The 25,879-nt window shown below is 47.0% G+C and carries 23 protein-coding genes; 20 read left to right on the top strand and 3 right to left on the bottom strand.

All coding sequences use genetic code 11. The features are described from left to right. Nucleotides 1-17: 17 nt before the first annotated feature. From ACTHPG_RS24275 to ACTHPG_RS24330, 12 genes are all read left to right on the top strand, one after another. Nucleotides 18-863, top strand: coding sequence for a 3-hydroxyacyl-CoA dehydrogenase family protein (locus ACTHPG_RS24275; protein WP_221820648.1), 846 nt, complete (start codon nt 18-20; stop codon nt 861-863). An 83-nt stretch (nt 864-946) separates the two neighbouring features. Then, complete coding sequence (locus tag ACTHPG_RS24280) at nt 947-1,189, top strand: acyl carrier protein (RefSeq protein WP_076212934.1); 243 nt, start codon at nt 947-949, stop codon at nt 1,187-1,189. Nucleotides 1,190-1,270: 81 nt separating this feature from the next. Beyond that, a complete protein-coding gene (locus ACTHPG_RS24285; RefSeq protein ID WP_440392086.1) occupies nt 1,271-2,428 on the top strand; it encodes an acyl-CoA dehydrogenase family protein in 1,158 nt (385 codons plus the stop codon). Beyond that, on the top strand, nt 2,425-3,450 hold the full coding sequence (locus ACTHPG_RS24290) for an HAD-IIIC family phosphatase (protein WP_440391914.1): 1,026 nt from the start codon (nt 2,425-2,427) through the stop codon (nt 3,448-3,450). Before ACTHPG_RS24285 ends, ACTHPG_RS24290 begins: the two co-directional genes overlap by 4 nt. A gap of 30 nt (nt 3,451-3,480) precedes the next feature. Next, nucleotides 3,481-4,740, top strand: a complete 1,260-nt coding sequence (gene fabD, locus ACTHPG_RS24295; RefSeq protein ID WP_440391915.1) for an ACP S-malonyltransferase — start codon at nt 3,481-3,483, stop codon at nt 4,738-4,740. Between the two features lie 85 nt (nt 4,741-4,825). Continuing rightward, complete coding sequence (locus ACTHPG_RS24300) at nt 4,826-8,482, top strand: non-ribosomal peptide synthetase (RefSeq protein ID WP_440391916.1); 3,657 nt, start codon at nt 4,826-4,828, stop codon at nt 8,480-8,482. Next, the gene (locus ACTHPG_RS24305; RefSeq protein WP_440391917.1) at nt 8,483-8,752 is read left to right on the top strand and encodes an acyl carrier protein; all 270 of its coding nucleotides are present in this window, start codon (nt 8,483-8,485) and stop codon (nt 8,750-8,752) included. Further along, the gene (locus ACTHPG_RS24310) at nt 8,739-9,212 is read left to right on the top strand and encodes a hypothetical protein (protein WP_440391918.1); all 474 of its coding nucleotides are present in this window, start codon (nt 8,739-8,741) and stop codon (nt 9,210-9,212) included. The genes ACTHPG_RS24305 and ACTHPG_RS24310 overlap by 14 nt, the downstream gene beginning before the upstream one ends. Before the next feature lie 11 nt (nt 9,213-9,223). Continuing rightward, nucleotides 9,224-10,969, top strand: coding sequence for an ABC transporter ATP-binding protein (locus tag ACTHPG_RS24315; protein ID WP_440391919.1), 1,746 nt, complete (start codon nt 9,224-9,226; stop codon nt 10,967-10,969). Continuing rightward, nucleotides 10,966-12,732 (top strand): ABC transporter ATP-binding protein, encoded by a 1,767-nt coding sequence (locus ACTHPG_RS24320; RefSeq protein ID WP_440391920.1) that lies wholly within the window; start codon nt 10,966-10,968, stop codon nt 12,730-12,732. The genes ACTHPG_RS24315 and ACTHPG_RS24320 overlap by 4 nt, the downstream gene beginning before the upstream one ends. 32 nt (nt 12,733-12,764) lie before the next feature. Continuing rightward, nucleotides 12,765-13,328: a hypothetical protein gene (locus ACTHPG_RS24325; protein ID WP_440391921.1), complete on the top strand. Its 564-nt coding sequence runs from the start codon at nt 12,765-12,767 to the stop codon at nt 13,326-13,328. After that, nucleotides 13,325-14,347, top strand: coding sequence for a BtrH N-terminal domain-containing protein (locus tag ACTHPG_RS24330; RefSeq protein ID WP_440391922.1), 1,023 nt, complete (start codon nt 13,325-13,327; stop codon nt 14,345-14,347). The genes ACTHPG_RS24325 and ACTHPG_RS24330 overlap by 4 nt, the downstream gene beginning before the upstream one ends. 86 nt (nt 14,348-14,433) lie before the next feature. Here ACTHPG_RS24330 and ACTHPG_RS24335 read toward each other — a convergent pair whose 3' ends face one another. Continuing rightward, a complete protein-coding gene (locus ACTHPG_RS24335) occupies nt 14,434-15,801 on the bottom strand; it encodes an MFS transporter (protein ID WP_440391923.1) in 1,368 nt (455 codons plus the stop codon). Between the two features lie 205 nt (nt 15,802-16,006). On the opposite strand from ACTHPG_RS24335, the gene ACTHPG_RS24340 reads away from it, so the two are divergent. The 6 genes from ACTHPG_RS24340 (at nt 16,007) to ACTHPG_RS24365 (ending at nt 20,212) form a co-directional block, all read left to right on the top strand. Next, nucleotides 16,007-16,330 carry an ArsR/SmtB family transcription factor gene (locus ACTHPG_RS24340; RefSeq protein WP_105601952.1) on the top strand — a complete coding sequence of 108 codons (324 nt, stop codon included), beginning with the start codon at nt 16,007-16,009 and terminating at the stop codon, nt 16,328-16,330. A gap of 179 nt (nt 16,331-16,509) precedes the next feature. Then, nucleotides 16,510-16,698, top strand: coding sequence for a hypothetical protein (locus tag ACTHPG_RS24345; RefSeq protein ID WP_440391924.1), 189 nt, complete (start codon nt 16,510-16,512; stop codon nt 16,696-16,698). Nucleotides 16,699-16,791: 93 nt separating this feature from the next. Continuing rightward, nucleotides 16,792-17,703 carry a helix-turn-helix transcriptional regulator gene (locus tag ACTHPG_RS24350; RefSeq protein WP_440392087.1) on the top strand — a complete coding sequence of 304 codons (912 nt, stop codon included), beginning with the start codon at nt 16,792-16,794 and terminating at the stop codon, nt 17,701-17,703. Nucleotides 17,704-17,731: 28 nt separating this feature from the next. Then, nucleotides 17,732-18,730 (top strand): hypothetical protein, encoded by a 999-nt coding sequence (locus ACTHPG_RS24355; RefSeq protein WP_440391925.1) that lies wholly within the window; start codon nt 17,732-17,734, stop codon nt 18,728-18,730. A gap of 24 nt (nt 18,731-18,754) precedes the next feature. Beyond that, nucleotides 18,755-19,771, top strand: coding sequence for a hypothetical protein (locus ACTHPG_RS24360; RefSeq protein WP_440391926.1), 1,017 nt, complete (start codon nt 18,755-18,757; stop codon nt 19,769-19,771). Between the two features lie 249 nt (nt 19,772-20,020). Beyond that, nucleotides 20,021-20,212 carry a Spo0E family sporulation regulatory protein-aspartic acid phosphatase gene (locus ACTHPG_RS24365; RefSeq protein WP_440391927.1) on the top strand — a complete coding sequence of 64 codons (192 nt, stop codon included), beginning with the start codon at nt 20,021-20,023 and terminating at the stop codon, nt 20,210-20,212. Between the two features lie 67 nt (nt 20,213-20,279). Here the strand turns inward: ACTHPG_RS24365 and ACTHPG_RS24370 are convergent, their stop codons facing one another. Continuing rightward, on the bottom strand, nt 20,280-21,158 hold the full coding sequence (locus ACTHPG_RS24370) for a carbohydrate ABC transporter permease (protein WP_017692164.1): 879 nt from the start codon (nt 21,156-21,158) through the stop codon (nt 20,280-20,282). A gap of 33 nt (nt 21,159-21,191) precedes the next feature. Continuing rightward, nucleotides 21,192-22,112, bottom strand: a complete 921-nt coding sequence (locus ACTHPG_RS24375) for an ABC transporter permease (protein WP_440392088.1) — start codon at nt 22,110-22,112, stop codon at nt 21,192-21,194. A gap of 318 nt (nt 22,113-22,430) precedes the next feature. Here ACTHPG_RS24375 and ACTHPG_RS24380 point away from each other — a divergent pair, with 318 nt between their 5' ends. Continuing rightward, on the top strand, nt 22,431-24,191 hold the full coding sequence (locus ACTHPG_RS24380) for a sensor histidine kinase (protein ID WP_440391928.1): 1,761 nt from the start codon (nt 22,431-22,433) through the stop codon (nt 24,189-24,191). Further along, the gene (locus tag ACTHPG_RS24385; RefSeq protein ID WP_440391929.1) at nt 24,166-25,758 is read left to right on the top strand and encodes a response regulator transcription factor; all 1,593 of its coding nucleotides are present in this window, start codon (nt 24,166-24,168) and stop codon (nt 25,756-25,758) included. The genes ACTHPG_RS24380 and ACTHPG_RS24385 overlap by 26 nt, the downstream gene beginning before the upstream one ends. The last annotated feature ends 121 nt before the right edge of the window (nt 25,759-25,879 follow it).

Below are 25,879 nucleotides of genomic sequence, written 5' to 3' on the forward strand. Positions count from 1 at the left end.
CAGGAGGAACAGGAACGATGAAGAAGATCGGGGTAATTGGAGCAGGGGTGATGGGCCGCGGTGTAGCCCAGAGTTTTGCACAGACAGGTCATGAGGTTGTCTTGGTGGACATCAAGGATGAAGTGCTGGAGATCGCCGGAGAAGAGATCTACAACAATATCCGAATGCTGAAGTTATTCAAGAAAGTAGAGGGACTGGAAGATCCGGAGATCATTATGGAGCGCATCCATATGACGACAGAACTGGAGATGCTTCGTGAAGCGGATATCATTGTTGAAAATGTGAATGAACAGTGGGACATCAAAAAGGAAGTGTACGGCCGGATCGATTCGATCTGTCATGAGGCATGCATATTTCTGGTGAACACTTCGTGTATCTCGATTACCAAAATTGCCGCTTTAACCAAACGGCCGGATCGGGTCATTGGTACTCATTTTATGAATCCGGTTCCCCTGAAATCAGCCGTTGAAGTGATCAAGGGCATGCATACCTCGGAACGTACCATTGAAGAAGTAACTGAACTATTGTCATCAATCGGTAAAGAGACGATTCTGGTCAACGACTATCCCGGATTTGTCTCCAACCGGATTTCACATCTGTTTATGAATGAAGCTGCTTTTGTTCTCCAGGATCAGGTGGCTACAGCACGTGAGGTGGATGATATTTTTGTTAAATGTTACGGCCACACGATGGGACCTTTGGAGACTGCGGATTTAATCGGCTTGGATACCGTTGTGGATTCGCTTGATGTGCTGTATGAGAGCTATCAGGACCCCAAATTCCGTTGTTGTCCTTTACTGAGAAAGATGGTGCACGCCGGACAGACGGGAAGAAAATCAGGGGAAGGTTTCTATAGTTACTAATCAACGGCATGAATAGTTCACGGCATAAACAAGCTTTATTGCGTATTCAAAATCATTTTAATGAGAGAAAGGGAGTTATACACATGGAAGAAGTTAAAGGTAGAGTTCGCAAGTTTTTAGGTCGTTTTTTCAAAAAGCATGAGCTTCAGGACGATGAGGACATCTTCGCCCTTGGTTTTGTGAATTCGTTGTTTGCGATGCAGCTTGTTATGTTTCTGGAGAAGGAATTCTCCATTCGGGTTGACAATAAAGATCTGGATTTGCAGAACTTCAAGTCCATCAATGCCATTGTTGAGCTGATTGAGAGCAAGACGGTCAGTTCCTAAGAAGACGCCAAATCTCTTCCAAGTACAGTGTGAAAAATGTGCATTCATCCGGTCCCATTATAGGAGGTTAACGTATTGAAAATGGAATTGAACGAACAGCAGCTCCAATGCAAGCAGGATGCTGCATCATTTACCAATCAATATATCGTCCCGTACGCAGGCTTGCACGATAGAGAAGAACGGCTTCATCACGAGGTGATCGACTCGCTGAAATCCTCAGGTTATTTGGGTTCTATGATTTCTCGGGAATATGGAGGTATGGGGCTTGATCCAATATCGGTTGGGGTGCTGAATGAGGAGATCGGAAGAGGATGTTCATCCGTACGAAGTCTGCTTACGGTTCATGGTATGGTTGCCATAGCCATTCAGAAGTTTGGTTCTGAAGAGATGCGCTCCTATTGGTTGCCACGCTTGGCTTCGGGTGAAGTCATTGGAGCTTTTGGTCTGAGCGAACCCGGAATCGGTAGTGATGCCAAAAGCATTGAGACTGTAGCCGAATTCAATGGCGAAGGATATCGGTTGAACGGGAAGAAAAAGTGGATCACGATGGGTCAGCTTGCTGACTTATTTCTCATCTTTGCCCAGGTGAATGATAAACCAACCGCGTTCCTGGTGGAACGGAACAACCCGGGATTGAAGATACAGCCGATCAACGGGATGCTGGGGGTTAAAGGCTCGATGCTGGCGGAACTACATCTGGAGCATGTTTACGTTGAATCCGATCGCATGGTGGGGAGTCCAGGTATAGGTGTCTCTATGGTGGCCTTGCATTGCTTGGATTATGGTCGCTACACCGTCGCTTGGGGCTGTGTTGGACTGGGACAAGCCTGCCTGGATGCTTCGCTGAGTTATGCAGGCAGCCGCCGTCAGTTCGGAGCCCTCTTGCAGGAGAATCAGTTAATTCAGAAAATGCTGACGGAGATCATTGTGGATGTGAAAGCGGCGCGGCTTTTATGTTATCAATCCGGATATCTGAAAGAAGTGATGGACCCGGATTCCATTATGGAAACCTGGACGGCGAAATACTATGCGGCAGATATGGTCAACAAGGTAGCGCACCGTGCGGTACAGATTCATGGAGCCAAGGGCTGTAGTGCGGAGTATCCGGTGGAGCGATTCTACCGGGATGCTCGTGTGAATGAGATTATCGAGGGCACCACACAAATGCATGAGATGGTTATTGCTTCATATGCTGCGAGTACCCATGAATCCGTACAAGAGGAGGCTGTTCTGTCATGAAAAAAATTAAATGTGTGATCTGGGACTTAGACCATACCATTTGGAACGGAATTTTGCTGGAGGATGAACAGGTCACGCTGAAAGAAAATATTGTGGAAGTTATCCGTACGCTGGATGAACGAGGAATTCTGCAATCGATTGCCAGCCGTAACGATCATGAACTGGCGATGGCCAAGTTGGAAGAATTCGGTCTGCGTGAATATTTCATCTATCCACAAATCAATTGGAATGCCAAATCCCGATCGGTGAAAACCATTGTGGAATCCATCAATATCGGAATGGACACGATTGCCTTTATCGATGATCAGCCTTTCGAACGTGAGGAAGTATTATTCACTCACCCCGACGTCCTCTGTATCGACGCGATGGCCTATCTTGAATTAACGGATATGGATGAGATGAAGCCACGTTTCATTACCGAGGATTCTGCATTACGCAGAAAGATGTATATGAATGATATTGCCCGCAATGAGAAGGAGGAGGAGTTCGAAGGTACTCAGGATGAATTCCTGGCCTCCCTTGGCATGATCTTCACGATCTCTGAAGTGAAGGAAGGGGATCTACAGCGTGCAGAAGAACTGACGGTCAGAACACATCAACTGAATGCCACAGGTTATACCTACTCTTACGAGGAACTCGATCAATTCCGGTATTCACCACGCCACAAACTGCTGATTGCAGGACTGGAGGACAAGTACGGCACGTATGGCAAAATCGGTCTGGCGCTGCTTGAATTAAATGATGAAGTGTGGACACTGAAACTGCTACTGGTGTCCTGCCGCGTCATGTCCAGAGGAGCAGGAACATTGCTGCTGCATCATGTGATGCGTATGGCTAAGGAAGCAAATGTGCGTTTGCAGGCCGAGTTTGTATCAACAGATCGCAACCGTACGATGATGATCACTTACAAATTTGCCGGATTCCGTGAGATTGAGCAGAACGGAGATTTCTATTTGTTTGAGAGTGATCTGAGCATGATCCAGGATCAGCCTGCGTATGTGTCCATGGAAGTTATCGCGTAAACCCAATCTAAGAGGCGAGGTGTGTAATCAATGGAAAAAATAGCATTTCTGTTTCCAGGGCAAGGTTCTCAATATGTAGGGATGATGAAAAACTTCTATGATCAGTACGAGATTGCAAGACAAACGTATGAAGAGGCCAACCATATTCTGGGCTTTGATTTGGCCAAATTAAGTTTTGAAGGCAGCCTGTTTGATCTGAACAAACCTTCCAATATGCAGCCGGCACTGTTGACAGCAAGTGTGGTTGCCTATCGTGTCTACATGGAGGAGATCGGGATTAATCCGCAATTCTGCGCAGGCCACAGCCTGGGTGAATATGCGGCTCTGGCGTGCTCCGGTGCCATGACATTCGGTGATGCTGTGCGGATCACCAAGCGACGGGGGGAATTGACGGAACTTATCGCAGAGGAAGCAGATGGAGCCATGACCATCATTGATGGTGCCGATGAGGAGATGATCCGCAAAGCCTGCGAGCAAGTGTCAACCGATACGGCTTGGTCTGCGATTTCCTGTTACAATGCTTCGAGCCAGTATGCCATATCCGGTCATCAGGATTCGATTGAACAAGTGGAATCCATCCTGCTGGATCAAGATGCCCAGACGACCCCGTTGATGATGAGTGCGCCGTTCCATAGCGGCTTGATGGAGTCGGCTGGTGAGCAGCTTGGGGTGGAACTTGCCAATTATCGTTTCCATCCATTCAAGTGGCCTGTCGTATCCAATGTGACCGCTACGCCGTACACCGAAGCCGGGCGAATTACGGGACTGCTCCAAAGGCAGCTGTCCCAGCCGGTCAAATGGGCACAGACGATGCAATATCTCAAGAAGCATGGCGTTACGCTGACAATTGAACTTGGACCCAAAAATGTCCTGAGCGGATTGGTAGAACTGGATAAGCTCGGTATGAAATCTTTTGCCTACGGACAGAAAGAGGATCGCAAAGCACTGAAAGAGCTGCTGGATCAGGCGGTTGTATCCAGACCGAGACCAACGGTAGTAACCAAATGTATGGCCGCGGCTGTAGCTACACCCAATCGGAATTGGGATCAGGAGGAATATCAAAAAGGAGTCGTTGAGCCATATAAACAGATTCAACAGCTTCAAGAGGAGCTTGAGGCGGCGGATCAGGCTCCGACTACGGAGCAGATGAAACAGTCGCTGGAATGGCTGGGAACCATATTTGAAACCAAACAAGTAGAGCAGGAAGAGCGGGATGACTGGTTCCATCAGATTTTGGACGAGACGGGACAGTATTATTTATGGAGTGACCTGAAAGTTCCTACGGCATAAACAAGCACGTGTACAACAATCAACCGGCATGACAGGTGAGATCAACACTTGTTGTGCCGGTTTACTATGTATTCGGGGTGAGACCATGGATATCCATCTACTTAATGTTATGATGTCGAGTGATAAATTTAAGGAAGAACGAGCCTATTGGCAGAAACAACTAGATGGCGATATTCATATTGGAACGTTGTTTGATGGAATTCTGCAACCTTTGATACAGACGGGAGAACCCAACGTAGAGGTCCTTTCCTTATCCTTTCCAGATGAACTGTCCGCAAGATTGATCCGCATGAGTGGGGGATCAAATTTGGCGTTATATATATTGCTCTTATCGGGATTTCAACATCTGTTGTATCGTTATGATGGACAGCAAGATAAGTTGCTGGGTATGCCCCTGACTCCAGAACAAGTCGAAGACTTTCGAAGTTCCCACCTGCTCGCAATTCGTGGAAAAGTGGACGAGGCAGCATCGTTCAGACAATTGGTATTACATACCAAAGCCGAAGTCATGTCAGCCCGAACATACTGGCATTTTCCTTACGATAAGATGGCAGAGAAGCTGGGGCGGCTTCCCGAGGAGTGCGAGTTGAAGACGATTTTGTATATGAAAGGCATCCATGAGGAGCCTGTTCTGGATGAAAGAACCCATTGTTCACTGGCGTTTGACCGGGTAGATCAACGAGTTCACATGACGCTCCGTTATGGTGCCACATCCCTTGAACCCAGCCAACCTGAGCGTTTATGTTCCCACTACATACGATTGCTGGAACAGACAACAGCCTTTCCAGATCAACCGCTATCCATGAGTCAGCTCCTTTCTCTGGAAGAGGAGAATGAAATCATGGAAAGATGGAACAGGAGTCCACGTTTGTTCCTGCCGGAGGCACATTCTGTGTGTGCTCGATTTCTTGAACAAGTTAACAGAACACCCGACCAGACTGCGGTTATAGAGGGAAATCGCCAGATTTCGTATCAGTCCCTTGAGGAGCAATCCAATCAGCTTGCCCGTCTCCTGATTGCTTCCGGGGTGACTGCGGAGAGTCCAGTCCCCGTTATGATGGCAGGCTCCATGGAGTTAATCATTACGATCCTGGCGGTGTTCAAGGCAGGAGGAACCTATATTCCTCTTCATCCCGATTATCCAATGGAGCGTATACGCCATATTTTAATGGAATCGGATGCCCGTATTTTTCTTACGGGATTGTTGGAAACGGATGTACATCGGGCTTTAGAGGAGATGACATTGGCTCTGCCTTCAGGTTCAGGCATAGAGATGATTAAGCTGGATGCTGCCCCATGGAGAACAGAAGATGGAAGTGGTTTAAGTGTCGTACACGATATGAATGGTCTAGCCTACATTCTGTATACGTCCGGATCAACGGGTGAGCCCAAAGGGGTCGGAGTAGAGCAACGAAACTTGAGTGCATACGTGAACGCTTTTCAGGCCGAGTTTCAACTCCATTCAACAGACAAGGTGCTTCAACAAGCTGCGAGTACCTTTGATACTTATATGGAAGAAGTGTTCCCAGCATTAACTGCCGGGGCAACACTAGTTGTGGTTCAACGGGAACAACTGCTGGATATCCACGGACTGGTGCAGTTGCTGGACAGACACAAGGTCACCCTAGTCAGCACTACACCTCATATCCTGAGGGAACTTAACCGGATGCCCAATCTTGCGAGTGTTCGCACCATTATCAGTGGTGGGGATGTATTGAAGATGGCGGATATTGGACATCTGCTCACCTATACGAATGTATACAATACGTACGGCCCCACCGAGACGACGGTATGTGCACTCTACGAGAAGCTGTCATCAGAGACTGTTGATCCGATTCCAGTGGGGCGCCCTATTCAAGGTTACTTTGTACACATTGGAGATCGTCATGGACGAATGTTGCCCGTAGGCGTACCCGGAGAAATATGTATTTCAGGCAACGGGGTGTCTCGAGGATATATAGGATTGCAGGAATTGACGGACCAAAAGTTTATCGAGTCACCTTTCGTTGAAGGAGAGCGGATGTTTCGCACAGGGGATATAGGCATGTGGACAGCGGAAGGCCGCGTGTTGTTTCTGGGAAGAATGGACAAGCAGGTTAAGGTCAGGGGCCATCGGATTGAATTGGCAGAAGTAGAGCGACATCTGAACCGTTACGGTCCGATTGGCGAATGTATTGTACTAACGGCCGGAGCTGAAGGTGAGAAGATACTCACCGCTTATATTGTGGCCGATACGGAACTGTATGTCATGGATATTCGCCAATATCTGATGTCATTGTTGCCGGAATATATGCTGCCTTCAAGATATATTCAAATATCACATATGCCGCGAACGGTCCACGGGAAGATAGACACAAAAGAGTTATTGAACCAGAGGCAGTCCTTACATTTTGGAATGAACTATGCACCGCCCACGAGTGAGCTGGAGCATCAACTGGTGCAAATTTGGCGTACATTGCTGGAGATGGAACGGATCGGTATTGACGACGACTTCTTTCAGCTTGGCGGGCACTCCCTGCTTGTGATCCGAATGGAGGTTGAACTGGAGAATCTCGGTATTCGGGTCCTGCCTTCCATTCTGTATGACAATCCCACCATACGGATGCTTGCAGAGGTTCTGAAAGAGAATCCCGAGCTTGCTGATTCATATGAAATTGAACATAACGGACAGCCATCTGACGTTGCAAAGGTTAATAAGACGTCATCATCATTGGGCATGGAGCATTCACAGCTAAGACATTCGGGTGGATATCAGCCTTTTAACGAAGTTTTTTTCAAATTATGTTTCTATAACTCTCTATTTCCCATTGTATTGCAACAGAACAAAAGCATACATCCGTTTTTCATCCATCATGTGGATGAGTATCTATGGTCTGAGAATGAGCAATTTCTTGTGAATGGTTTCTTCTCCTGTCGCAAGGATACAGACATTCTGGACGATCTGGGCATTGGTTATGAAATGGTAAAAGCTAGCGAGGACATTATACAGGATGTCAGTCGGGTGGTTCTGAACGCGGAACCGGTTATTGTCTGGGTTGACGTCTATTACACATCCATACGCAATGATACGTATCTCAAAAAGCATATTCCACATACCTGGCTTGTATACGGTGCTGATCCGATCAACCAGACGTTTACCGTGATGGAGCATAAGCATCATGATAACTTGTCGTATGAAGAACGAATTGTTAGTTATCAGGATCTGTCGGATAGTTATCATGGCTATATCGAGCATTTTAATATGGAAAACCACACCTTCTATACGTTCTACAATAAGCATTATCCGGTGATGCATCAAAGAGATGCCAGTTTGAAACAGTTGGAGGCTTACTGGAAGATCTATGTGGATCATATTGAGGAGCAACAGGAGCGGGTAGAGAACAGTCTGGCAAGACTGAGGGAGAGTGTGCCGCAGTTTGAGGCCGTTGTTCAGGATCAACATGTGGTGTCTTCCATAGCGGAGGATTGGGTCATTTCGCTTCATAAATTGATCAGTGCCAAAAAGGCCGAGGTGTATCGTTGTGCCAATCTAACCGGCGCGGATTCCAGACTGACACGTATTCGTGAGCGTATTGTCATGGGGTGGAGTGACATTCGCGCAGTTCTGGCCAAGTATGTGCTTACTTCTTCATATAAGCCAACATCGTTTCATAAACTCCCTGAGATATACAGAAATATAAGTGTGCTTGAACGGGAGTATTACGATGAGTTGGTTAAATCTCACATGATGGGGAGGATCTGAATGAGTGAAATCATGACATTGGAGACTCAAATAATACAGGTCATCGACAAGGTTATGAAGTATGGAACGGATATTCAGATGCATCAAGCCTGGGGGGAACTTGGTACGAATTCACTCGATTACATTAAAATTGTGGTGGAGATGGAGAAAGCATTCAACATTGAAATAGACGATGACCAATTGGCATTTGTGCAAACCGATACCATAGCCGATTTCAGGGATTACCTGGTCGGACTCATTGAAGGAGATTCGGAACATGAACCGGACTAAACGAATAGGCCAGATCTGGTTCCGGCTTTCTATTCAATTACCCGTGGCTGCGCTTGTCATAATTGGATTAACTGTATCCGCATTAGTGACGTTAGCCATGCAATTCCATACGACCTCCTATCTGCGCAGTGAGACGGCAACGGTAACGGCAGTATCTGAATCTCTGCAAGGGGAGGATGCCAAAGTACACATTATAGCTGAATTTACCGAAGAGCCTATTACGGGGTTTCAGAAGGGCGACTCCTTGATCTGGTACACAGAGGAACAAGGTAAACGTTACGCTGCCCAGATCCTTGAGGTTAACCAAGATCCCGCATCAGCGACCACTCGCATTACAGCTGAAGGTGTATGGAATGAGGAGCTGGCGGAGCGGATGAAGTTATCCCATACAACAGAGTTCCCGATTGTTACCGAGGTACAATCCCAGAGCCAGACCGTACTTGAGAGCTGGATATCCTAGAGGAGGATGGCATGGAGAATATTTCACTGAGCAAACGAATCCGTACATTCGCCAAACCCTACCGAATCAGCTTGGTTACCATGTTGTTCTGCGAGCTAATCATGGTGGTGGTGGATCTGATTGGACCGCTTATTTTTGCCATCTTGATCGACGAAGTATTCTATCACCGTAATCTTCATTTCTTCGGCTATGTTATTTTGACTTATATTGCTTTGTATGTAGGTGTAAGGGCTCTAAGTTGGATCATTAAATCCATCTGGATTTATCTGAATGTTAAATTTCTATTTGATATTCGAAAAAGTTTATTTGATCGCATTCTTCATTTTAAAGCATCTTATTTTCAAAAAGCCCAGACCGGTGATCTGGTCACACGTCTAACAAGAGACACGGATTCTGTCATGCAGTTAATAGAGTTAATCATTTTTCAGATGGCGGCTCCATTCACGAAATTGCTGGTTTCGTTTGTTTTTTTATTTTATCTCAATCCGTATATCGCCCTGGCCATGATGGTGCTGGTTCCGGTTTCGGTCTGGGTATCGCAGTATTTTAATCGTAAGATGACCAAGCAGCAGACCATTTTGCGTGGGAAATACGGCCATTTTGTCAGTTGGATGCTGGAGATGCTTCAAGGCATGAGAGATATTCGTTTGTTGGGGAGTGGCAGAAGGGTCACTACACTGTTCACGGGACAGAGCGCAGACGTTATTCGTCTCGACAATCAGACAGAAGTCATGAAATGGATGTCTACCCGCTCTAATGCATTTATTTTTTTGCTATCGGATCTGTGTATCTACGCCATTGCGGGTGTGCTTATTGTTCAGGGACAGCTTACGGCAGGAGCCTTTGTTGCCATCATGTCGTATCTGACCAAGAATAATCAATCTATGATGATGATCTACGAGGCGGTTGTGAATCTGCCCAAGCTGACAGTCCAGTCCCGCAAAGTCTTTGATCTTCTGGATGAAGAGATGGAGAGAAGCGGTGGTCAATCGGATATTGAGATGGAAAATGGGGAGACGTCATTCGAGCAAGTGAGATTTCGGTATGAGGAACAGGGTCCCTATGTGCTGGACGGTCTCACCTTGGAGATCGGTGCCCATGAATCTGTTGCGCTTGTAGGTAAAAGTGGCTCGGGCAAAACAACGATTGTGAACATGCTGCTCGGTTTCTATACCCCGGAGGAAGGGGAGATTCGAATTGGCGGCAGGCATATCGATGACTATTCTCTGTCTCGACTGCGCAAGAGAGTAGGAATTGTGCAGCAGGAGGCCATTCTGTTCCATGAAACCATCCGTTACAATCTGATGCTTGGCAGCGCCCACGCGGATGATGAACAATTGCTGGAGGCATGTGATCAGGCCTATATTGGAGACTTTATTCGTTCTCTTCCTCAGGGTCTGGACACCGTTATTGGCGCAGGAGGAATGGAGTTCTCCGGTGGACAAAAGCAGCGTCTGTCTATTGCCCGCATTTTTCTGAAGCAACCCAAATTAATTATATTCGACGAAGCCACTTCCGCTTTGGACTATGAAGCTGAACAAGCGGTCCAGCATTCCTGGCAGCAATTGAGCAAGGATCGTGCTTCGATTGTCATCGCCCATCGCTTATCCTCCATCCTGAATGCTGATCGGGTTGCTGTTGTACATCAGGGACGCATTGTGGCTACAGGCACGCATGGATATCTGCTGGAGAATAGTGAGCACTACCGCGAGTTATTTGCAGAAGATTTCATCCGGAAGGAGGGACTGATGTCGTGACAAAGACACCGTCAACTTCCCGGTATGCACTCTTTAAACAGATTAAGCCGTTTATCAAAAATGCGAACCGTCAAATCTTCATTCTAGGTACACTGAAATTGGCCTTGACTGCTATTGCGCTCATGATCCCTTATCTGTACAAGCTGCTCATTGATCATGTCATGGTTGGACGGGAGCTTGGAATGTTACCCTATATCCTTGCCGGATACCTGGGCTTATTTGCGTTGGAGACAACCGCTCTGGGTTTACAAACGCTGTTCAGTAACCGGTTATTAGGTCGGACCAAGCTCGATTTACAGCTGAACATGTGGAAAAGACTAGTGCGCATGAAGCCAACTTTATATGAGCGCTATAGTGCGGGAGATCTGAAGAATAGGCTGGATGGAGACGTCACACTGGTCAAAGACTTTATCTTTTTGCATTTGATTGATTATACGTTCAAATGGATCAGCGTAGGGGCGTATGTGGTTATTCTGTTATCGCTGAATTGGAAGATGGCTTTGCTGGGTTTTATTATGCTTCCCATTTCCTTTGTCATCAGTTCCCGATTGGGCAAAAAGGCTAAAGTACTGGTCTCTGAATTCCGCCAGACTACCGGAGAATATGAGACATGGATATCGAACAGCTTCAGACACTGGAAGGAAATCAAGGCACTGAATATGCAGCGCAAAGAATCCATCAAGTTTGTGGGATATTGGAAACGTTTTGGCAAAATCAAATTCCGACATCTGGCATATACGTATGCCAATGAGCTGTACTACACCTTTCAGGATGACTTTATTAATAAGATGAATCTTTATTTTATCGGCGGGTTGCTGATTTTTCAGGGAGAATTAACAATCGGGGGACTGCTTGTTTTTCTGACATACTATCAACAGATGATTAACAACATTAATGAAATTAATGCCTCCAATGTTCAACTTCATGATGTGACACCTTCCATTGAACGGATCGTTGAATTGCTGGAACTTCCCGTTGTGTCACAGAGAAAGCTCGGACTACAGCCAGCGTTCCAAGGGCATCTCGAATTCAAGAATGTCTCCTTTCGTTATCAGGAGAATCAAAGTGATGTCTTGCATGAGATTAATCTGAACATCCAGCCTGGTGATTACACAGCGATCGTAGGTAGAAGTGGTTCGGGTAAGAGCACGTTAATCAAACTTATTCTAGGGCAGAATGAGACACAGCAAGGGGCTATTCTCGTGGACGGACAGCCCATTGGTGACTTGGGATCAGAATACCTTTATCAACATATTGGAGTGGTTATGCAGGAGAATGCCTTGTTCAGTATGTCCATCATGGATAATCTCAGACTCGTACAGCCACGGGCTACAGAAGAAGAGATACGAGAGGTTTGCCGCATGGCTTTGCTGGATGATTTCATTGAAGAGTTACCTGACAAGTACAATACGGTTCTGGGTGAGTCAAGTATTAAGCTGTCCGGAGGCCAGAAGCAGCGTTTGGCGCTTGCGAGGGTGCTGTTAACAAGACCCCGAATGCTTATTCTGGATGAAGCAACCTCTGCTCTGGATAATGACTCGGAACGCAAAATAAATGAGGTGATCCGCAGGATCGCACAGCATATGACGGTGCTTGTGATCGCCCACAGGTATTCAGCTATTCAGGATGCCGAGCAAGTCATTGTGCTTGATCAGGGAGAGATTGTTGCTACGGGCACTCATCTGGAACTGGCCGGGCAGCATGAGGTGTATGACACGTTGTTCAAGGAGCAGCGGCAAGGTGTCGGGTCAACTGTCACCTGACGTAAATAGAATGATTCTAGGAGGTTCATGACATGACTATCTATTGTCCACTACCTTTGGAAGAGCACTATAACAACAATGGTTTTAGCTATCTGGCTACAAACCAGATTGGGAATTTCACGACCTTTGGTTCCTCATACCCGGGTGACGAACTTCCTGATCAGGAGAATGTGCAATGGCAGGATGTTCCGTTTCATTTCCCTTTACGCAGACAAGCATTTAATAATATAGAACTGGATAGCCAGCACATTCCGGTACCATTGGATCTATATTCGACAGTATATATTCTGGGTGCGGCAGATAATGGTTCATACCATGAATTCATTGGTTTTGAACGAGCTGGAGAGCGGATGGGGAGAGCATCACTGGATCTGACCAACTGGACCGCGACGACTCCACATTATAATGAAGAGATTATGTTTCAATGTAGTGGGACGTGTACACAAAAGGGGACCTTGCTGACATCCAAACAGCCTATTATTTGGTTTCAGCAGATTACGCTGGAAGAACCCATTTCATTTGACAAGATTCTAATGCCAGACAATCCATGTATGCATATCTTTGCACTAACCTTAGGGAAGGAGTGGAATATATGAATATTCAGCCAAGAGAAGCACATACAGAAGGGGAAGATTGCTTTACCCTATGTGTAAGCAGCATTCTCAATTATAAGGAAATCACGAATTTCCTGGCGGTATGGAAGCAATGCGGGATGATGTACCATGAAGACCCGGAGAGAGGAACCCCGAAACTTGTCCCCACATATATGACTGTTGAAAATGAGTTTCAACGCATTCATCGTATTGATCTGAACATCGTCAGAAACAATGAACGGGCCGAGGTTATCCAGGAAATCATGACGTTGCTTCAGCAAAACGAAGCAGTCATTGTATGGGTTGATGTATTTTACATGAAGTACAATTCACTCTATCAATTACTTCATTCATCGCATTGTATTGTCTTGTCCGACTATGCAGACGGACAGTTTGAGTTTATCGATGACTTTTATCATTTGAAAGGCAAGATGGATGAACAGACGTTATTTGAAGCGCTTGATCTAGGTCAGACGCCATTAATTCGTGAGGGCACCCGTTATCGTTATGCTACATTAGATGTTGGGAATGCCGTTGAGCAGGTGAAAGAGAGAGAGTTCTACGATATGCTTCATCAAAATCATGAAATCATGGATGGAAAATCCGGGCGGCTGACCAAACAGATTGAGTGGTATGAATTGGTTAACCCGCAAGTTGGTCTGCCTGCCATTGAAAAGTATATAAACTCTACACGTCAGCATATGCAGGACTCATCCGCGTTGACGGAAGAATACCTGGACAATATGTATGGCGACTTGGCGGGCATAAGTAATAACAGATATTTGTATGGCCATTTCCTAAGAGAAGGAATACCGTACAATCCGGATATTTCCCAACTGGTGGAGACGTACGAATATGCTGCGCAGCGATGGAATCTCGCGGCTAATATGACATTGAAAAGTCAATACCTGGATCTGGATCGTCGACATCACATGTTAGATCGAGTGCTGGGTAAAATCGGAGAAATTATAGCTCTGGAACAAGAGGCCCATGACTTGGTTAAACATCTTGTTGCCAGTTAAGGATATTGCTAATCTTACGACAATTAGTAAAAAAGGCTCGTAAAGCGAACTTCGCTTTACGGGCCTTTTTTATGACTTGCTTCATATTAAGCAGCAGCTTTTTTCTGTGACTGCATTCTCAGATACACCTGAGAGAATATAACGGATGCCAGTGCGACCACGGTCATACCCCAGAAAATATTGGTGTACGCCGAGGAGAGTGGCAAGTTCTGCATCGCTGTTAAGGCTACGCCAGTAACAGCAACGCTGAAAGCACCACTGAAGAACTGACTGAGTTGGAACAGTCCCATACCGGCGCCTACCTGATCCATGGTCAGATTACCAGACAATTCATTGGACACGCTGGTGGTCAGGGATGAGAAACCAACGCTGAGCAGCACATACACAGCCATAATGGCGTAGATGTTATTGTCTGCAAATAAGGCGAACAATCCGGCCGCGGCCAGCAGCAACCATGGTGCAAACTTCAGCAGCAACGTGTTGCCATGTCGGTCAATCATGCGGCCGATCCGATTGGATAGCAGCATGGATACGACTGCACCCGGGAAGATGACGAGTCCGGATTGAGCTGGGGTCAGTCCGTACAGATGCGCCAGAATCTGTGGCAGCAGGAACAGCGTTGAAAAGTTATTGATGTACGATACAATCCCCAGCGAGCTGAGGATCATATATTTTTTGTTTTTAAACAGAGCAGGTTGGACAAAAGGATCTGCCGCGCGCCGAATTCGGAGCCAGAACAGAAGCAGTGCCGCAGCACCGATGACAATTGTAAACCACTGACGGGAAGTCAGGAATAACAGCACACCGGTCGTACCGATGGCGAGAAGCACGGCACCCAGCAAGTCAAATGAACCTTTTTGGGGTGTTTCCCGCGGAAGCAGTTTGAAGAATACGGGAATCAGGAATAACGTTAATCCCGTAACGATAAACAGATCATGCCATCCCAGAAACTGTGTAATGCTTCCTCCAATGACGGGACCGAGTCCAAGACCCAGTGAACTGGCGGACATGATGACAGCCATTGATTTCCCCCGGCGATCATTGGGAATGTATCGTGTAATCAGCACAATGGCGAGCCCCGGAACAGAAGCAGCACCCGCAGCCTGAATAAGACGTGCAATAAGCAATATGATGAAATGATTACTGAAGAATCCGAGAACGGATGCTGCACCAAGTAACGTAAGCCCGGTCGTGAATAAGGTACGAATGGGTATGAAATCCGATAGACGTGAGAACGTAATCGAGGAAATGGCAAATACAATGGAATACCCTGTAACAATCCATGAGGAAGCGACGGATGTAAGCATGAATTCGGCTGCAATTTTGGGCAGCGCCAGATTAAACATCATTGTATTCATAACAACGAGTACAACGGTGAAGCCAAGCAAGCTTACAATTAATCCTTCCTGTATTCCGGTCCGTTCCCCTGATGATGCGGTTGCGGTGTTGTTCATAAAAACCTCCTAGAGTGATGTGTATTTCGCAACATTTCAGAAACGGTGTGTAACATTTGCAAAATGTAGTATGATGTCAATCCCGTGCCTGACAGCAGGGGTTACATAACGAAATCATTAAAGTTCGATTGGTGTCGAACATTAGAAATATATCATGGATTTGTGTTAAAATACAATGGATAGTCTGAGAAAAGGGGACTACAGTATGAAAATTTTACATCATCCACAGGTGTCGGATATTGAACTTTCCTCCGTATTGTATGCATTAAGCGACCCAACACGTCTTGGGATTGTTGCCGAAGCAGCCAGAAGCGGGGAGCAACCGTGCAGTCATTTTCATGCACCTGTTGTGAAGTCCACGATGTCACACCACATTCGCACGCTGCGGGAAGCCGGAGTTATTCGGGTCAGGGTACAGGGCACACAGCATTTTCTTACCCTGCGATCCGATGATTTGGAAACGCGCTTTCCAGGTCTCTTACAACCGTTATTGCAGGCCGCAGCTCAGTCGAGCACAGATCTTTCCTAAATGGTGTCCTTTCTTCAGGTTGAAGAGGGGACATTTTTATTTTTTGAAACTCGGTTCAAAAAATAAACGATTCAGCATCTTTTGAACTAACTCTAATACTGATGCGACATTCTGTGTCGTATCATGCCCTATATAATAACGGTGAACACAAAAACATATCGAAAAGAGGTTCACAACCATTGGCAAAAACCAAAAGAGGACGTGTCTTGTGGAGTCTTCCTTCCAGAGGCCGGGGAACATGCCCGGTGTGCAGCAGTACCCGAATTAAATTGTTGTATACGCAGACCAAAACAGATGGTACCAGTCTTAAAGTATGCAAGAAGTGCTCCAAAGCAGTGCAATCCAGAGTGGATATGGCACACATATAACATAACTGGCCTGTTCTACGGAACGGGCCATGTCTTTTGATATAATGGAACAAACTAGGATTTGACTGAGAGGAGGGCGGGAAGGTGAGCAATATGCATCGGATTCACTGGTTTGACGAACAGATACGGGGTGGCCGTTTTCCAAACAGTAGCTGGCTTGCCCGTGAATTTGAAATCTCCCGTCGTCAGGCTCAGCGTGATATTGAATATATGGCAAGTTCCCTGCGAGCCCCTTTGGTGTATATGGCGAAATATCGAGGCTATTGTTATGAGGATCAGACTTATCGATTGCCCCATTTATATATGACGGAAGAAGAACAGCGTGTACTGAAATATCTGGCGCATCGTTATCGACATTATAATTATGATCAAGCAGACGCGGTGAAACGGGTAGCGCATTTGCTGGAGCGTTTTACGTTGGAGGAACAACAGATGGGAAGTCGCGAGCTTCCGGTGTTTTCGGCGCAACCGAAGCAGCTGCAATTCTTTGAATTGTTGTCCCATGCCGTAACTGATTTGCGTAGAGTACATATTCACTACAGGGATCACGATGGAGAACGGCAATTTTCCTTTTGTCCATTGAGGATGATATCCCAGTTTAACGCCGATTACGTGGTGGGTTATGAGGCAGATCCTGCACAGCATGTAGCCATTCGATTGGAGGGCGTTGTTCATGTATCGATCTTGGATGAGAGATTTGAGTACAGGTCAGATGCTCTGCTAGGTGGATGGGAAGAACCGCTGCCTGTGCGAAAACCGTTCGTAGCTGAGATTCGTTTGAAGGAAGTGCAGCAAATGGAGATGTGGCAGGGGTATCGTATTCGGGCAAGCCAAGATCGGATTTATTCGATTGAATTTTATGACACGGACGCTTTCTTGCAGCATTTGTTTATTAGCGAATGGGAGGAACTTTTATCTCCTGGGTGGCTCAGACGCAAGCTTCAGCATAACGCAGAAGGAATAATGGACAGGATCGCGATACAATGTAAGCAAAACGTGGAATAAACCAGCGTAGAGAGGAGAAGATACGTCTTTGTCTGAGATTTTTTTAGATAATCTTGTTATGAAGCGGGAGTCCAAATCGTACGTGGATAGTTTGCATGCAGTACTCACCCATACGGGCCAGTTTCAGGGTTCCAAATATGTACTTGCCGGATATACAGGCATGGCTTTCAAGCTGGCGGTGCATCGCAGACTACTTCCCATGTCGGTCACAGCGTATGGACAATGGGGGGAAGCGCATCGACCGGGAATGGATAACCTCGGGATATTCACAATCTGGGATGGGGGACGTACACGTCATCCCACGTTCGGTTATTATCAGCAGGATGCAGTGAATTGGGTGAGACGGAGCCTTGATGAGGGCATAGGTGTGATCTACTGGATTCCTGAATTCGGCGTCATTCATGGATATGATGACAGTGATCGCATCTTTTATGTGCAGGACGGATGGAGCAAGGAACCTCAGATTTTGCTATATGATAATTTCGGCTTAAACTTTACGGGGTTTTGGTATTGTCAGATTTTTGGGGAACAGGTCCATATCTCTGAGGAGGAGATGGTATTGGAATCCTTGCGACTGGGAATCGAGGATTGGGATATCCCCTATCGTCTGTTGCCTGACCGAAGTATTGCCTCAGGTGTACAGGCGTATGACGTGTGGGTGAGTGCTCTCCAAAGTGGGGATTTTGATGAATCAGGTGCGGCTTATATCTTGGAATCCTTCTGCCATGCTCGAACTGAAATAAGAATGTATTTGCAAGATGTTCGAGGGATATGGAACGAACTGGATCAGGCTTATGCATGTTACGAACAGCTTGGGACGTTAATTGACCAAATGAAAGGATATACGATTCAGCAGCAAAACAGACGTGTCTTGCGACCAGATACCACAGAAGATCTAGCACAGGTACTAGTGAAGGCGAAAGTGCTGGAAGAGCAGGCTATTGATTATTTTCGATTGATATCCGAGAAGTATCCTGACCTTAAACGGACCACGATACCACGATGGGGGGCACATTCCGCGCGATAGGATGAGAGAGGAAGGGAGTGAAGGATGATGGCCACAAAAGTATTGCAGGACTGGATTCAATCCCCGCCTGTGAATTCTGCTGATGAATATAGGTCATTGAGCGGTGTGAGCACGTATACAGATGCGATGTATCGTATTTTATTACATAAACTGTGGACGGATTTCCCGCGATATATGATTGCAGGTATGACAGCAAGTGCGTTCCGATTCGTGGTGGATCGGCGTCTGACGGCCGAGTCAATCTCGGCGTACAACTGGATGGCAGAGAACTTTGTCGCAGCCGACTTCATTGGCGTGACGGCGAGCCAGGCAGCGGGCTTTTCGTTCGAACCCACCTTTCCCCTATATCAGAAGCAGGCTCTGCTGGACATTAAAGCTTCCGTTGACCGAGGCGTAGGTGCAATTCTCTGGCACGATGAATTTGTCATTGTTACTGGATATGATGATGTGGAACAGGTACTATTCATCTGTGAAAGTAAAGGCAATGAAGTTGTTCGTCTGCCCTATGATTCGCTGGGGAGGAACAGTACTCCCTACTGGTACTATCAGGTGCTGGAAGCCTGTGCACCCATAGATCTATGGGAAGTCTGCAAGGAATCGTTAATCCAGGCCGTGTACAAATGGGAAGCCCATGACTATATGCTGCCGTCCCAAGATTATGCCTGTGGAGCGGCTGCGTATGAAGCCATTGCTGCAGTGTTGCAGTCAGGAACATATGACGCAGAACAAGCAGCAACTGTACTCCGTTATTATGCTCAATCACGAATGGATATTGCCTCTTATGTTGCAGGTCTTAAGCATCTGTCCATTCATATGGGTCAGGTTATAGACGAGTATGAGCTGCTCGCAAACCTGCATACAATGATCGTTGAGTTGATGGATGACTGCATCCCTTGGGATTCGAGAGAACCAGAATGTGTTCAAAGCATGATTGAGCTTATAAGGAAAGCAGGGGCTACGGAACAGCGGGCCATTGATGCGATTAAACGTGCTTTTCCAGAGACGATAGGCAATCGCTTTGATGACGTTGGCTTAAGATGAATGGAGCATGATAGAGAAAACTGAAAAGCTCAGCATGAATAAAACCGGACAGGCCGCAGCCGATCCGGTTTATTTGCATTGAAAAAATATGCACATCAGGTTATGTGATTGATGCTCATCATCATTTTTACAAGAAAAAATAACCAAAATTTTAATTTTGGGGTAATCCAAACCCGCTCTTGTTCCGAATATTATATTAGATGGTCTTTTTTGGATGATGGATATTTAAGAACAACAGGGGGCGGGAGTATGGTACATAATCCGGAAACCATTCAGGAATGTATCGAACATGCACGGCAAAGACTCTACCAGATTGCAGCTCAATACCCGGAACTGTGGCATCCGGAGGTTATTCGCCAATCCATGGTGCTGGATGAGTTAATTAATGAATATAACAACGCAACTCGCGCGAGAACGAATGCGAATCAACTGAAATCATGATCATGAACTTATTGAATGCCCTTATGCAATGAAGAAGAATCCCATGAAGGGATTCCGTGTGTTTGCCTTACTCTTTTACCGCCCCAAGCACAATTCCCTTTACGAAGAAACGCTGCAAGAACGGATATACGAGCAGAATCGGCAGAGCGCCAATAAAGATCTGAGCCGCGTTCACCGTCCGTTGAGACATGTTCTGGAGCTGTGTGGCATCCACGTTCATGTTGGAGAAATCCTGCTGTACGATGATGGTCTGCATTAACGTGGCGAGTGGATATTTGGAAGCATCATTCATGTAGATCAACCCGTCGAACCAGGAATTCCACTGACCTACCATGGTGAATAAGGAGATCGTGGCAATGGCGGGCATGGATACTGGCAGGTAAATTTTGAACAGCGTCGTGATGTGGTTGGCACCATCGATAAATGCGGCTTCTTCCAGCTCTTTCGGCACGTTGCGGAAAAAGTTCATCATGAGAATCAGGTTCCAGACAGCGACCGCTCCCGGTAAAATGAGAGCCCACATCGTATTAATCAGTCCAAGCTTCTGGATTAAAATATAGGATGGAATCAATCCCCCGCTAAACAGCATCGTGAAGATGAAAAACCACGCATATAGCGAGCGCCCCTTGAAATGCAGACTCTCCTTGGATAACGGATAAGCCGTCAGGAAGACAAGTGTCATACTGAGCAGTGTGCCCAGAACCGTACGCTGGACTGAGATCCAGAGTGCACTGAGAAAGTTGCTGTTACCAAATGTTTTGGTATACGCGTCCACCGTAAAATCAATCGGCCAAAGTGTCACCAGATTGGCGGATGCTGCCGCTTTACCACTGAAGGAAACGGCCAGAATATGTACCAGCGGCAGGATGCACAGGATCGAGACGGCCGCGATGAATATCAGGTTAAAACCATTGAATATACGGTACCCGGTTGTTTTGTGATACACCTTGATTCCCCCTTAATGCATTATGCTAACGCTTTAGAAAATACGATAATTGGCGATTTTGTAAGCCATCCGGTACGCAGTGATAACCAGGAACATCGCGACAAATGATTTGAATAGTCCAACGGCAGTCGCAAAGCTCATTTTGCCATTCAGAATCCCCATCCGGTAGACAAAGGTATCGATAATATCACCTTTCTCGTACACCAGCGGATTGTACAGGTTAAAGATCTGGTCAAAACCTGCATTCAGAATATTGCCCAGCGATAACGTACCTACCACGATAATCATCGGCACAAGTGCAGGCAGGGTAATGTGTAATGTCTGTCTGAGCCGTGTTGCCCCGTCCACTTCGGAAGCCTCATACAATGCGGGATTAATGCCCGCAAGTGCTGCCAGGAATACAATTGTCCCGAATCCGAATTCCTTCCATACATCACTGACAACCACCGTGACACGGAACCAGTCGCCATCCCCCAGAAAGAAGATCGGTTCCACACCAGCCGCCGCCAGCACCTGGTTTACCAGCCCACCTTCCGGTGATAACATATCGAGCAGAATGCCGCCCAGGACAACCCAGGACAGGAAATGGGGCAGATACACCAAGGTCTGTGAGAAACGTTTGAACGTGGAGTTTCGAACCTCATTCAGCAAAATGGCGAACACTACAGGGGCCACAAGTCCGGCCACAATCTTCATCGAAGCGATTAGCACCGTGTTCCAGATGACCTGAACGCTGTCAGGATATTCGAACATGAACCGGAAGTTGTCCCAGCCCACCCATTTGGAGCCAGTGAACCCCAGCCACGGTTTGAAGTCTTGAAAAGCAATAATAATGCCGCCCATGGGCACATAGGCGAACAGTAAAGTGAGCAGTACAGCAGGCAGCAGCATCAGATGCAGCGGCCACGTGCGTTTGAGATTCCAGCGGGTACGTTTGCGTGGATGGGGTGTCATTTTTCGTACCGGCGTATTGGTTGTTAACGGTTGTTCCATAGCCATCAGGGTCCCTCCTTTATCTCGTCCACCCCCGGCAATATGAGACGATCAGGCCTCTGCACAGAGTGGAGCAACTGAATTATAGCAATGGAAAAGGGCGCACTATAGAACAACATTTCAATGCGGATGTTGAAATATTAACTTGTTGATGGAAACAGGGGATTACAAATGGCAAGAAAGCAGGCGAATATAAAATCAACTAGAAATGTAAGGGTTTTCAATATAAAATAGGACTTCGATGTAGCACGACTTCAAATTCAGGGACAGGGTGAAACGATGAAATTCACAGTATTTGCGAAGACGGTCATTCTCTTAATCTGCCTGCTCGTACCCATTCTGCTGCTCTATACATACGCCAACCAGGCAAATGTCGATATGGTCGTTGAAGAGAAACAGCAGTCGAGTCTGAACCAGTTCAATTATTTCAGTTCTCAAGTGGATAAAAATATCGAGCAGCTCTCGCTGTATGGCCTGACATTGCTGCGAGATCCGAGTATTTTGCATTACCGTTACATGACGGATTCAACCAGCCAATATGAGAAAAACAGCATCTATCTGGATATTCTCGACAAATTATCATTGTACCAGTCCACCAGCCGCTGGAAGAACGATATTACTATTGTCCTTCCACAAGCGGAACTTGTGTTATCCACCATGTCCAGCCGTACGGTCTACGATGAGAAGATGTTGACGTTTCCGCAACCTGGCCAATGGCAGTTGGAGCAGGGGAGTTTCACCTACTTTTTCACGGATAACTACGAGTGGAATGAAAAACCGGTGAACACAGGCGTGCGAACGGTGATGGAGATTAATTTTGACCCGATGAACGTGGTTGCCATGTTGGATGATTTCAAAGAAACACAGGGTGGAGATCCCTTCTTGATCGTACCAGGTCATGATCCCTTGCTGAACCGTACGGCAGACCCCGAACTGGTTGAAGCAATCATGCGTGATATCCCCTTTAACGGACCGGAGAGGGAAGGCAATCATCAGCTGGAGGTAGGTGACAAGCAATATCTGGTCAGTTACGTGCACTCCAAACAACTGCAAGCGGTTTATGTGAACCCGGTGGTGCTTGACGATCTGTTGAACCCGATGGACAAGAGCCGAAATATGTTTATTACCTCCATCCTGTTACTGCTCGTGCTGAGTATCGGGGCTGCACTGCTTTTGTATCGAAAAGTTCAGGTGCCCATCCATCGCTTGATGAGAGGACTGCAACAGATTCGCAAAGGCCAGTTGTCCACGCGGATTCCAGTCGATCACTCCCGTGACGAATTCGCGTACCTGACCCAGAGCTTCAACCATATGGCGGAGCAGATTCAGGAATTGATCGAGAAGGTATACGAGGAACGTATCCGCTCACGGGAAGCAACACTGAAACATCTGCAATCACAGATCAATCCCCATTTTCTGTATAACTGCCTGTTTTATATCAAAAATATGACCCAGCTCGGCAACCGTGAAGCGGTTATTGCCATGTCGCTAAGTCTGGGAGATTACTATCGCTACATTACGCGGGGCGAGAATGACATGACGACAGTGGAGGAAGAGATCCGGCTATTAGACCATTATCTGTCCATCCAGCAGATGCGGACCAACCGGCTGACCTACGAGATTGCCGTACCGCAGCAATTGATGCAGCTCCATATTCCGCGGCTTCTCATTCAACCCATCGTAGAGAATGCGGTAATCCACGGCATTGAGCCGATGGAGGGCAGTGGGCATGTCGTCGTAACGGGGATGGCGGTACCCGAACATATTGAGGGTCGCCAATATACCCGATATAGCCTGTTTGTTGACAATGATGGTGTCACGCTGACAGCGGAAGAGATTGCCGATTTGGAACGGGAAATCAATGAGCCGATGGGCGAGGAGATTGGAACAGGCACGTGGAATGTGCATCAGCGTCTCGTTACGCGATATGGGCTGTCGTCCGGGCTTCATTTTGGAGCGATTCCCTATGGCGGGCTTAGTGTAGAAATTCGATGGTTCGAGGAGGAACAACCACATGATGAATCTGATGGTCGTGGATGATGAACATTCCGCAGTAGAATCGATCGCTGTCTCCATACCGTGGAGAGAACACGGGATCGGTCAGGTATTCAAAGCTTATTCAGTCAAAGAGGCACTGGAACATATGGCAACACATCAGGTTCATATTATTATCACGGATATCCGCATGCCGGGTCTGTCCGGTCTGGATCTGGTCAGTCATATCAGGCAAAAATGGGAACAGACGAAATGCATTATTTTATCGGGGCATGCTTCCTTCGATTATGCGAAGCAGGCGCTCAAACATGGGACAGTGAGTTATCTGCTCAAACCGGTCCGGGACGAGGAACTGATCGAATCCGTGCAGCAGGCTGCCGTGCAGATTCGCCTGGAGGGTGAGAAGCAGATGCTGCATCAGCGGGCCATGTATTCGGTAAGGGAACATCTGCCGGAGAAGCGGGCGGAGCTGATGAAGGATGTACTGTTAGGACATAAATTTGCGAATGACGAACTTGTAAGTAAGCTGGAGCAACTGGAGATCGGATTCCGTCCACAGGATAAAATGCAACTGCTGCTCATCCGGTATGATGACCATCAACCCACACATAAAGCGTTTCGACTGATGAAGTACGCCATCTCCAATGTGGTGGAAGAGATCTACGGCAGTACCTACCATCTCTGCCATACGGATGACGCTTACGATGACCTGGTCTTTATGACCAGTCCCAAACAAACCCAATCCGAACCGGAAATGTTAATGGGCCGACTTGGAGAGCGGTTGATCCACAGTGTAAGGCAGTATCTGAACGCGACCATTTCCCTATCCGTTAGTCGTATGGGGCGTTTCCCAGATCAGGTGCCCCAGCTATATCATCAAGCCGTGAGTGCGCTTCGCAAGCAGGCAGAGGCGGGCAAAGGATTACATCTGAATGCGGCGGCGGGAACCAATGGGGCCACATTAAAGTCACTTGCGGCACTGTATGAACCGCCGGGTCTAACGACGTTAATGGAAGCGGGGCGCATGGAGGATGCACACCGCAAGATTGATCAGATCTTTGCCGAACTGTCGAACAGTGTGTTCCCGGAGCATGTGTATGTGGCTTTTCATTATCTGGCGGCGGCATTCTCAACGATGGCTCATCGGGAAGGAAGACAGTTAACCGAAGTGCTTGGCGAGCAGTACCAGCAGTTGCTCAAGGACGGCTATGGTGTCTCGCTGCGCAGTCTGGAAACGTGGACTCGATCTGTGATGCAGCAGTGGGCAGAGAGCACCAGCGATGCGGGTCAGGATGCCGGATCAACGTTGATTCGGCAGGTGCAGCAATGGATCGATCATCATCTGGGCGAGGATCTGTCGTTGCAGGTCATTGCCGGAGAGGTACATCTGCACCCGGTATATCTGTCGAAAATGTACAAACAATCCACAGGTGAGGGCATCAGTGATTATATTATCCGTTCCAGAATGGAACGTGCGGTTCATTTGCTCAAGCATACGGCGATGAAGATCTATGAAGTCGGTCAGGAAGTGGGGTACAACAACACGCCTTATTTCATTCAGGTGTTCCGCAAACATTATGGACTGACCCCGCAAGATTTTCGGAACGGTTAACAAATCAATATGAACATTGAAATTGTGATATATGTTTGCCTTCCCGGCTGCACTATCCTTTTCATGTAAGGTGCATTTGGCATCAATCCAATTGCACAAAAGGGTATCCAAGTTACCTGAG

Source organism: Paenibacillus sp. SAF-068, assembly GCF_051967555.1.
Lineage (GTDB): Bacteria > Bacillota > Bacilli > Paenibacillales > Paenibacillaceae > Paenibacillus.

Excerpts from the sequence above, each read along its gene's own strand:
- ACTHPG_RS24275 (WP_221820648.1), top strand. The coding sequence starts at position 18 with ATGAAGAAGATCGGGGTAATTGGAGCAGGGGTGATGGGCCGCGGTGTA.
- ACTHPG_RS24280 (WP_076212934.1), top strand. The coding sequence starts at position 947 with ATGGAAGAAGTTAAAGGTAGAGTTCGCAAGTTTTTAGGTCGTTTTTTC.
- ACTHPG_RS24285 (WP_440392086.1), top strand. The coding sequence starts at position 1,271 with ATGGAATTGAACGAACAGCAGCTCCAATGCAAGCAGGATGCTGCATCA.
- ACTHPG_RS24290 (WP_440391914.1), top strand. The coding sequence starts at position 2,425 with ATGAAAAAAATTAAATGTGTGATCTGGGACTTAGACCATACCATTTGG.
- fabD (WP_440391915.1), top strand. The coding sequence starts at position 3,481 with ATGGAAAAAATAGCATTTCTGTTTCCAGGGCAAGGTTCTCAATATGTA.
- ACTHPG_RS24300 (WP_440391916.1), top strand. The coding sequence starts at position 4,826 with ATGGATATCCATCTACTTAATGTTATGATGTCGAGTGATAAATTTAAG.
- ACTHPG_RS24305 (WP_440391917.1), top strand. The coding sequence starts at position 8,483 with ATGAGTGAAATCATGACATTGGAGACTCAAATAATACAGGTCATCGAC.
- ACTHPG_RS24310 (WP_440391918.1), top strand. The coding sequence starts at position 8,739 with ATGAACCGGACTAAACGAATAGGCCAGATCTGGTTCCGGCTTTCTATT.
- ACTHPG_RS24315 (WP_440391919.1), top strand. The coding sequence starts at position 9,224 with ATGGAGAATATTTCACTGAGCAAACGAATCCGTACATTCGCCAAACCC.
- ACTHPG_RS24325 (WP_440391921.1), top strand. The coding sequence starts at position 12,765 with ATGACTATCTATTGTCCACTACCTTTGGAAGAGCACTATAACAACAAT.
- ACTHPG_RS24330 (WP_440391922.1), top strand. The coding sequence starts at position 13,325 with ATGAATATTCAGCCAAGAGAAGCACATACAGAAGGGGAAGATTGCTTT.
- ACTHPG_RS24335 (WP_440391923.1), bottom strand. The coding sequence starts at position 15,801 with ATGAACAACACCGCAACCGCATCATCAGGGGAACGGACCGGAATACAG.
- ACTHPG_RS24340 (WP_105601952.1), top strand. The coding sequence starts at position 16,007 with ATGAAAATTTTACATCATCCACAGGTGTCGGATATTGAACTTTCCTCC.
- ACTHPG_RS24350 (WP_440392087.1), top strand. The coding sequence starts at position 16,792 with ATGCATCGGATTCACTGGTTTGACGAACAGATACGGGGTGGCCGTTTT.
- ACTHPG_RS24360 (WP_440391926.1), top strand. The coding sequence starts at position 18,755 with ATGATGGCCACAAAAGTATTGCAGGACTGGATTCAATCCCCGCCTGTG.
- ACTHPG_RS24365 (WP_440391927.1), top strand. The coding sequence starts at position 20,021 with ATGGTACATAATCCGGAAACCATTCAGGAATGTATCGAACATGCACGG.
- ACTHPG_RS24375 (WP_440392088.1), bottom strand. The coding sequence starts at position 22,112 with ATGACACCCCATCCACGCAAACGTACCCGCTGGAATCTCAAACGCACG.
- ACTHPG_RS24380 (WP_440391928.1), top strand. The coding sequence starts at position 22,431 with ATGAAATTCACAGTATTTGCGAAGACGGTCATTCTCTTAATCTGCCTG.
- ACTHPG_RS24385 (WP_440391929.1), top strand. The coding sequence starts at position 24,166 with ATGATGAATCTGATGGTCGTGGATGATGAACATTCCGCAGTAGAATCG.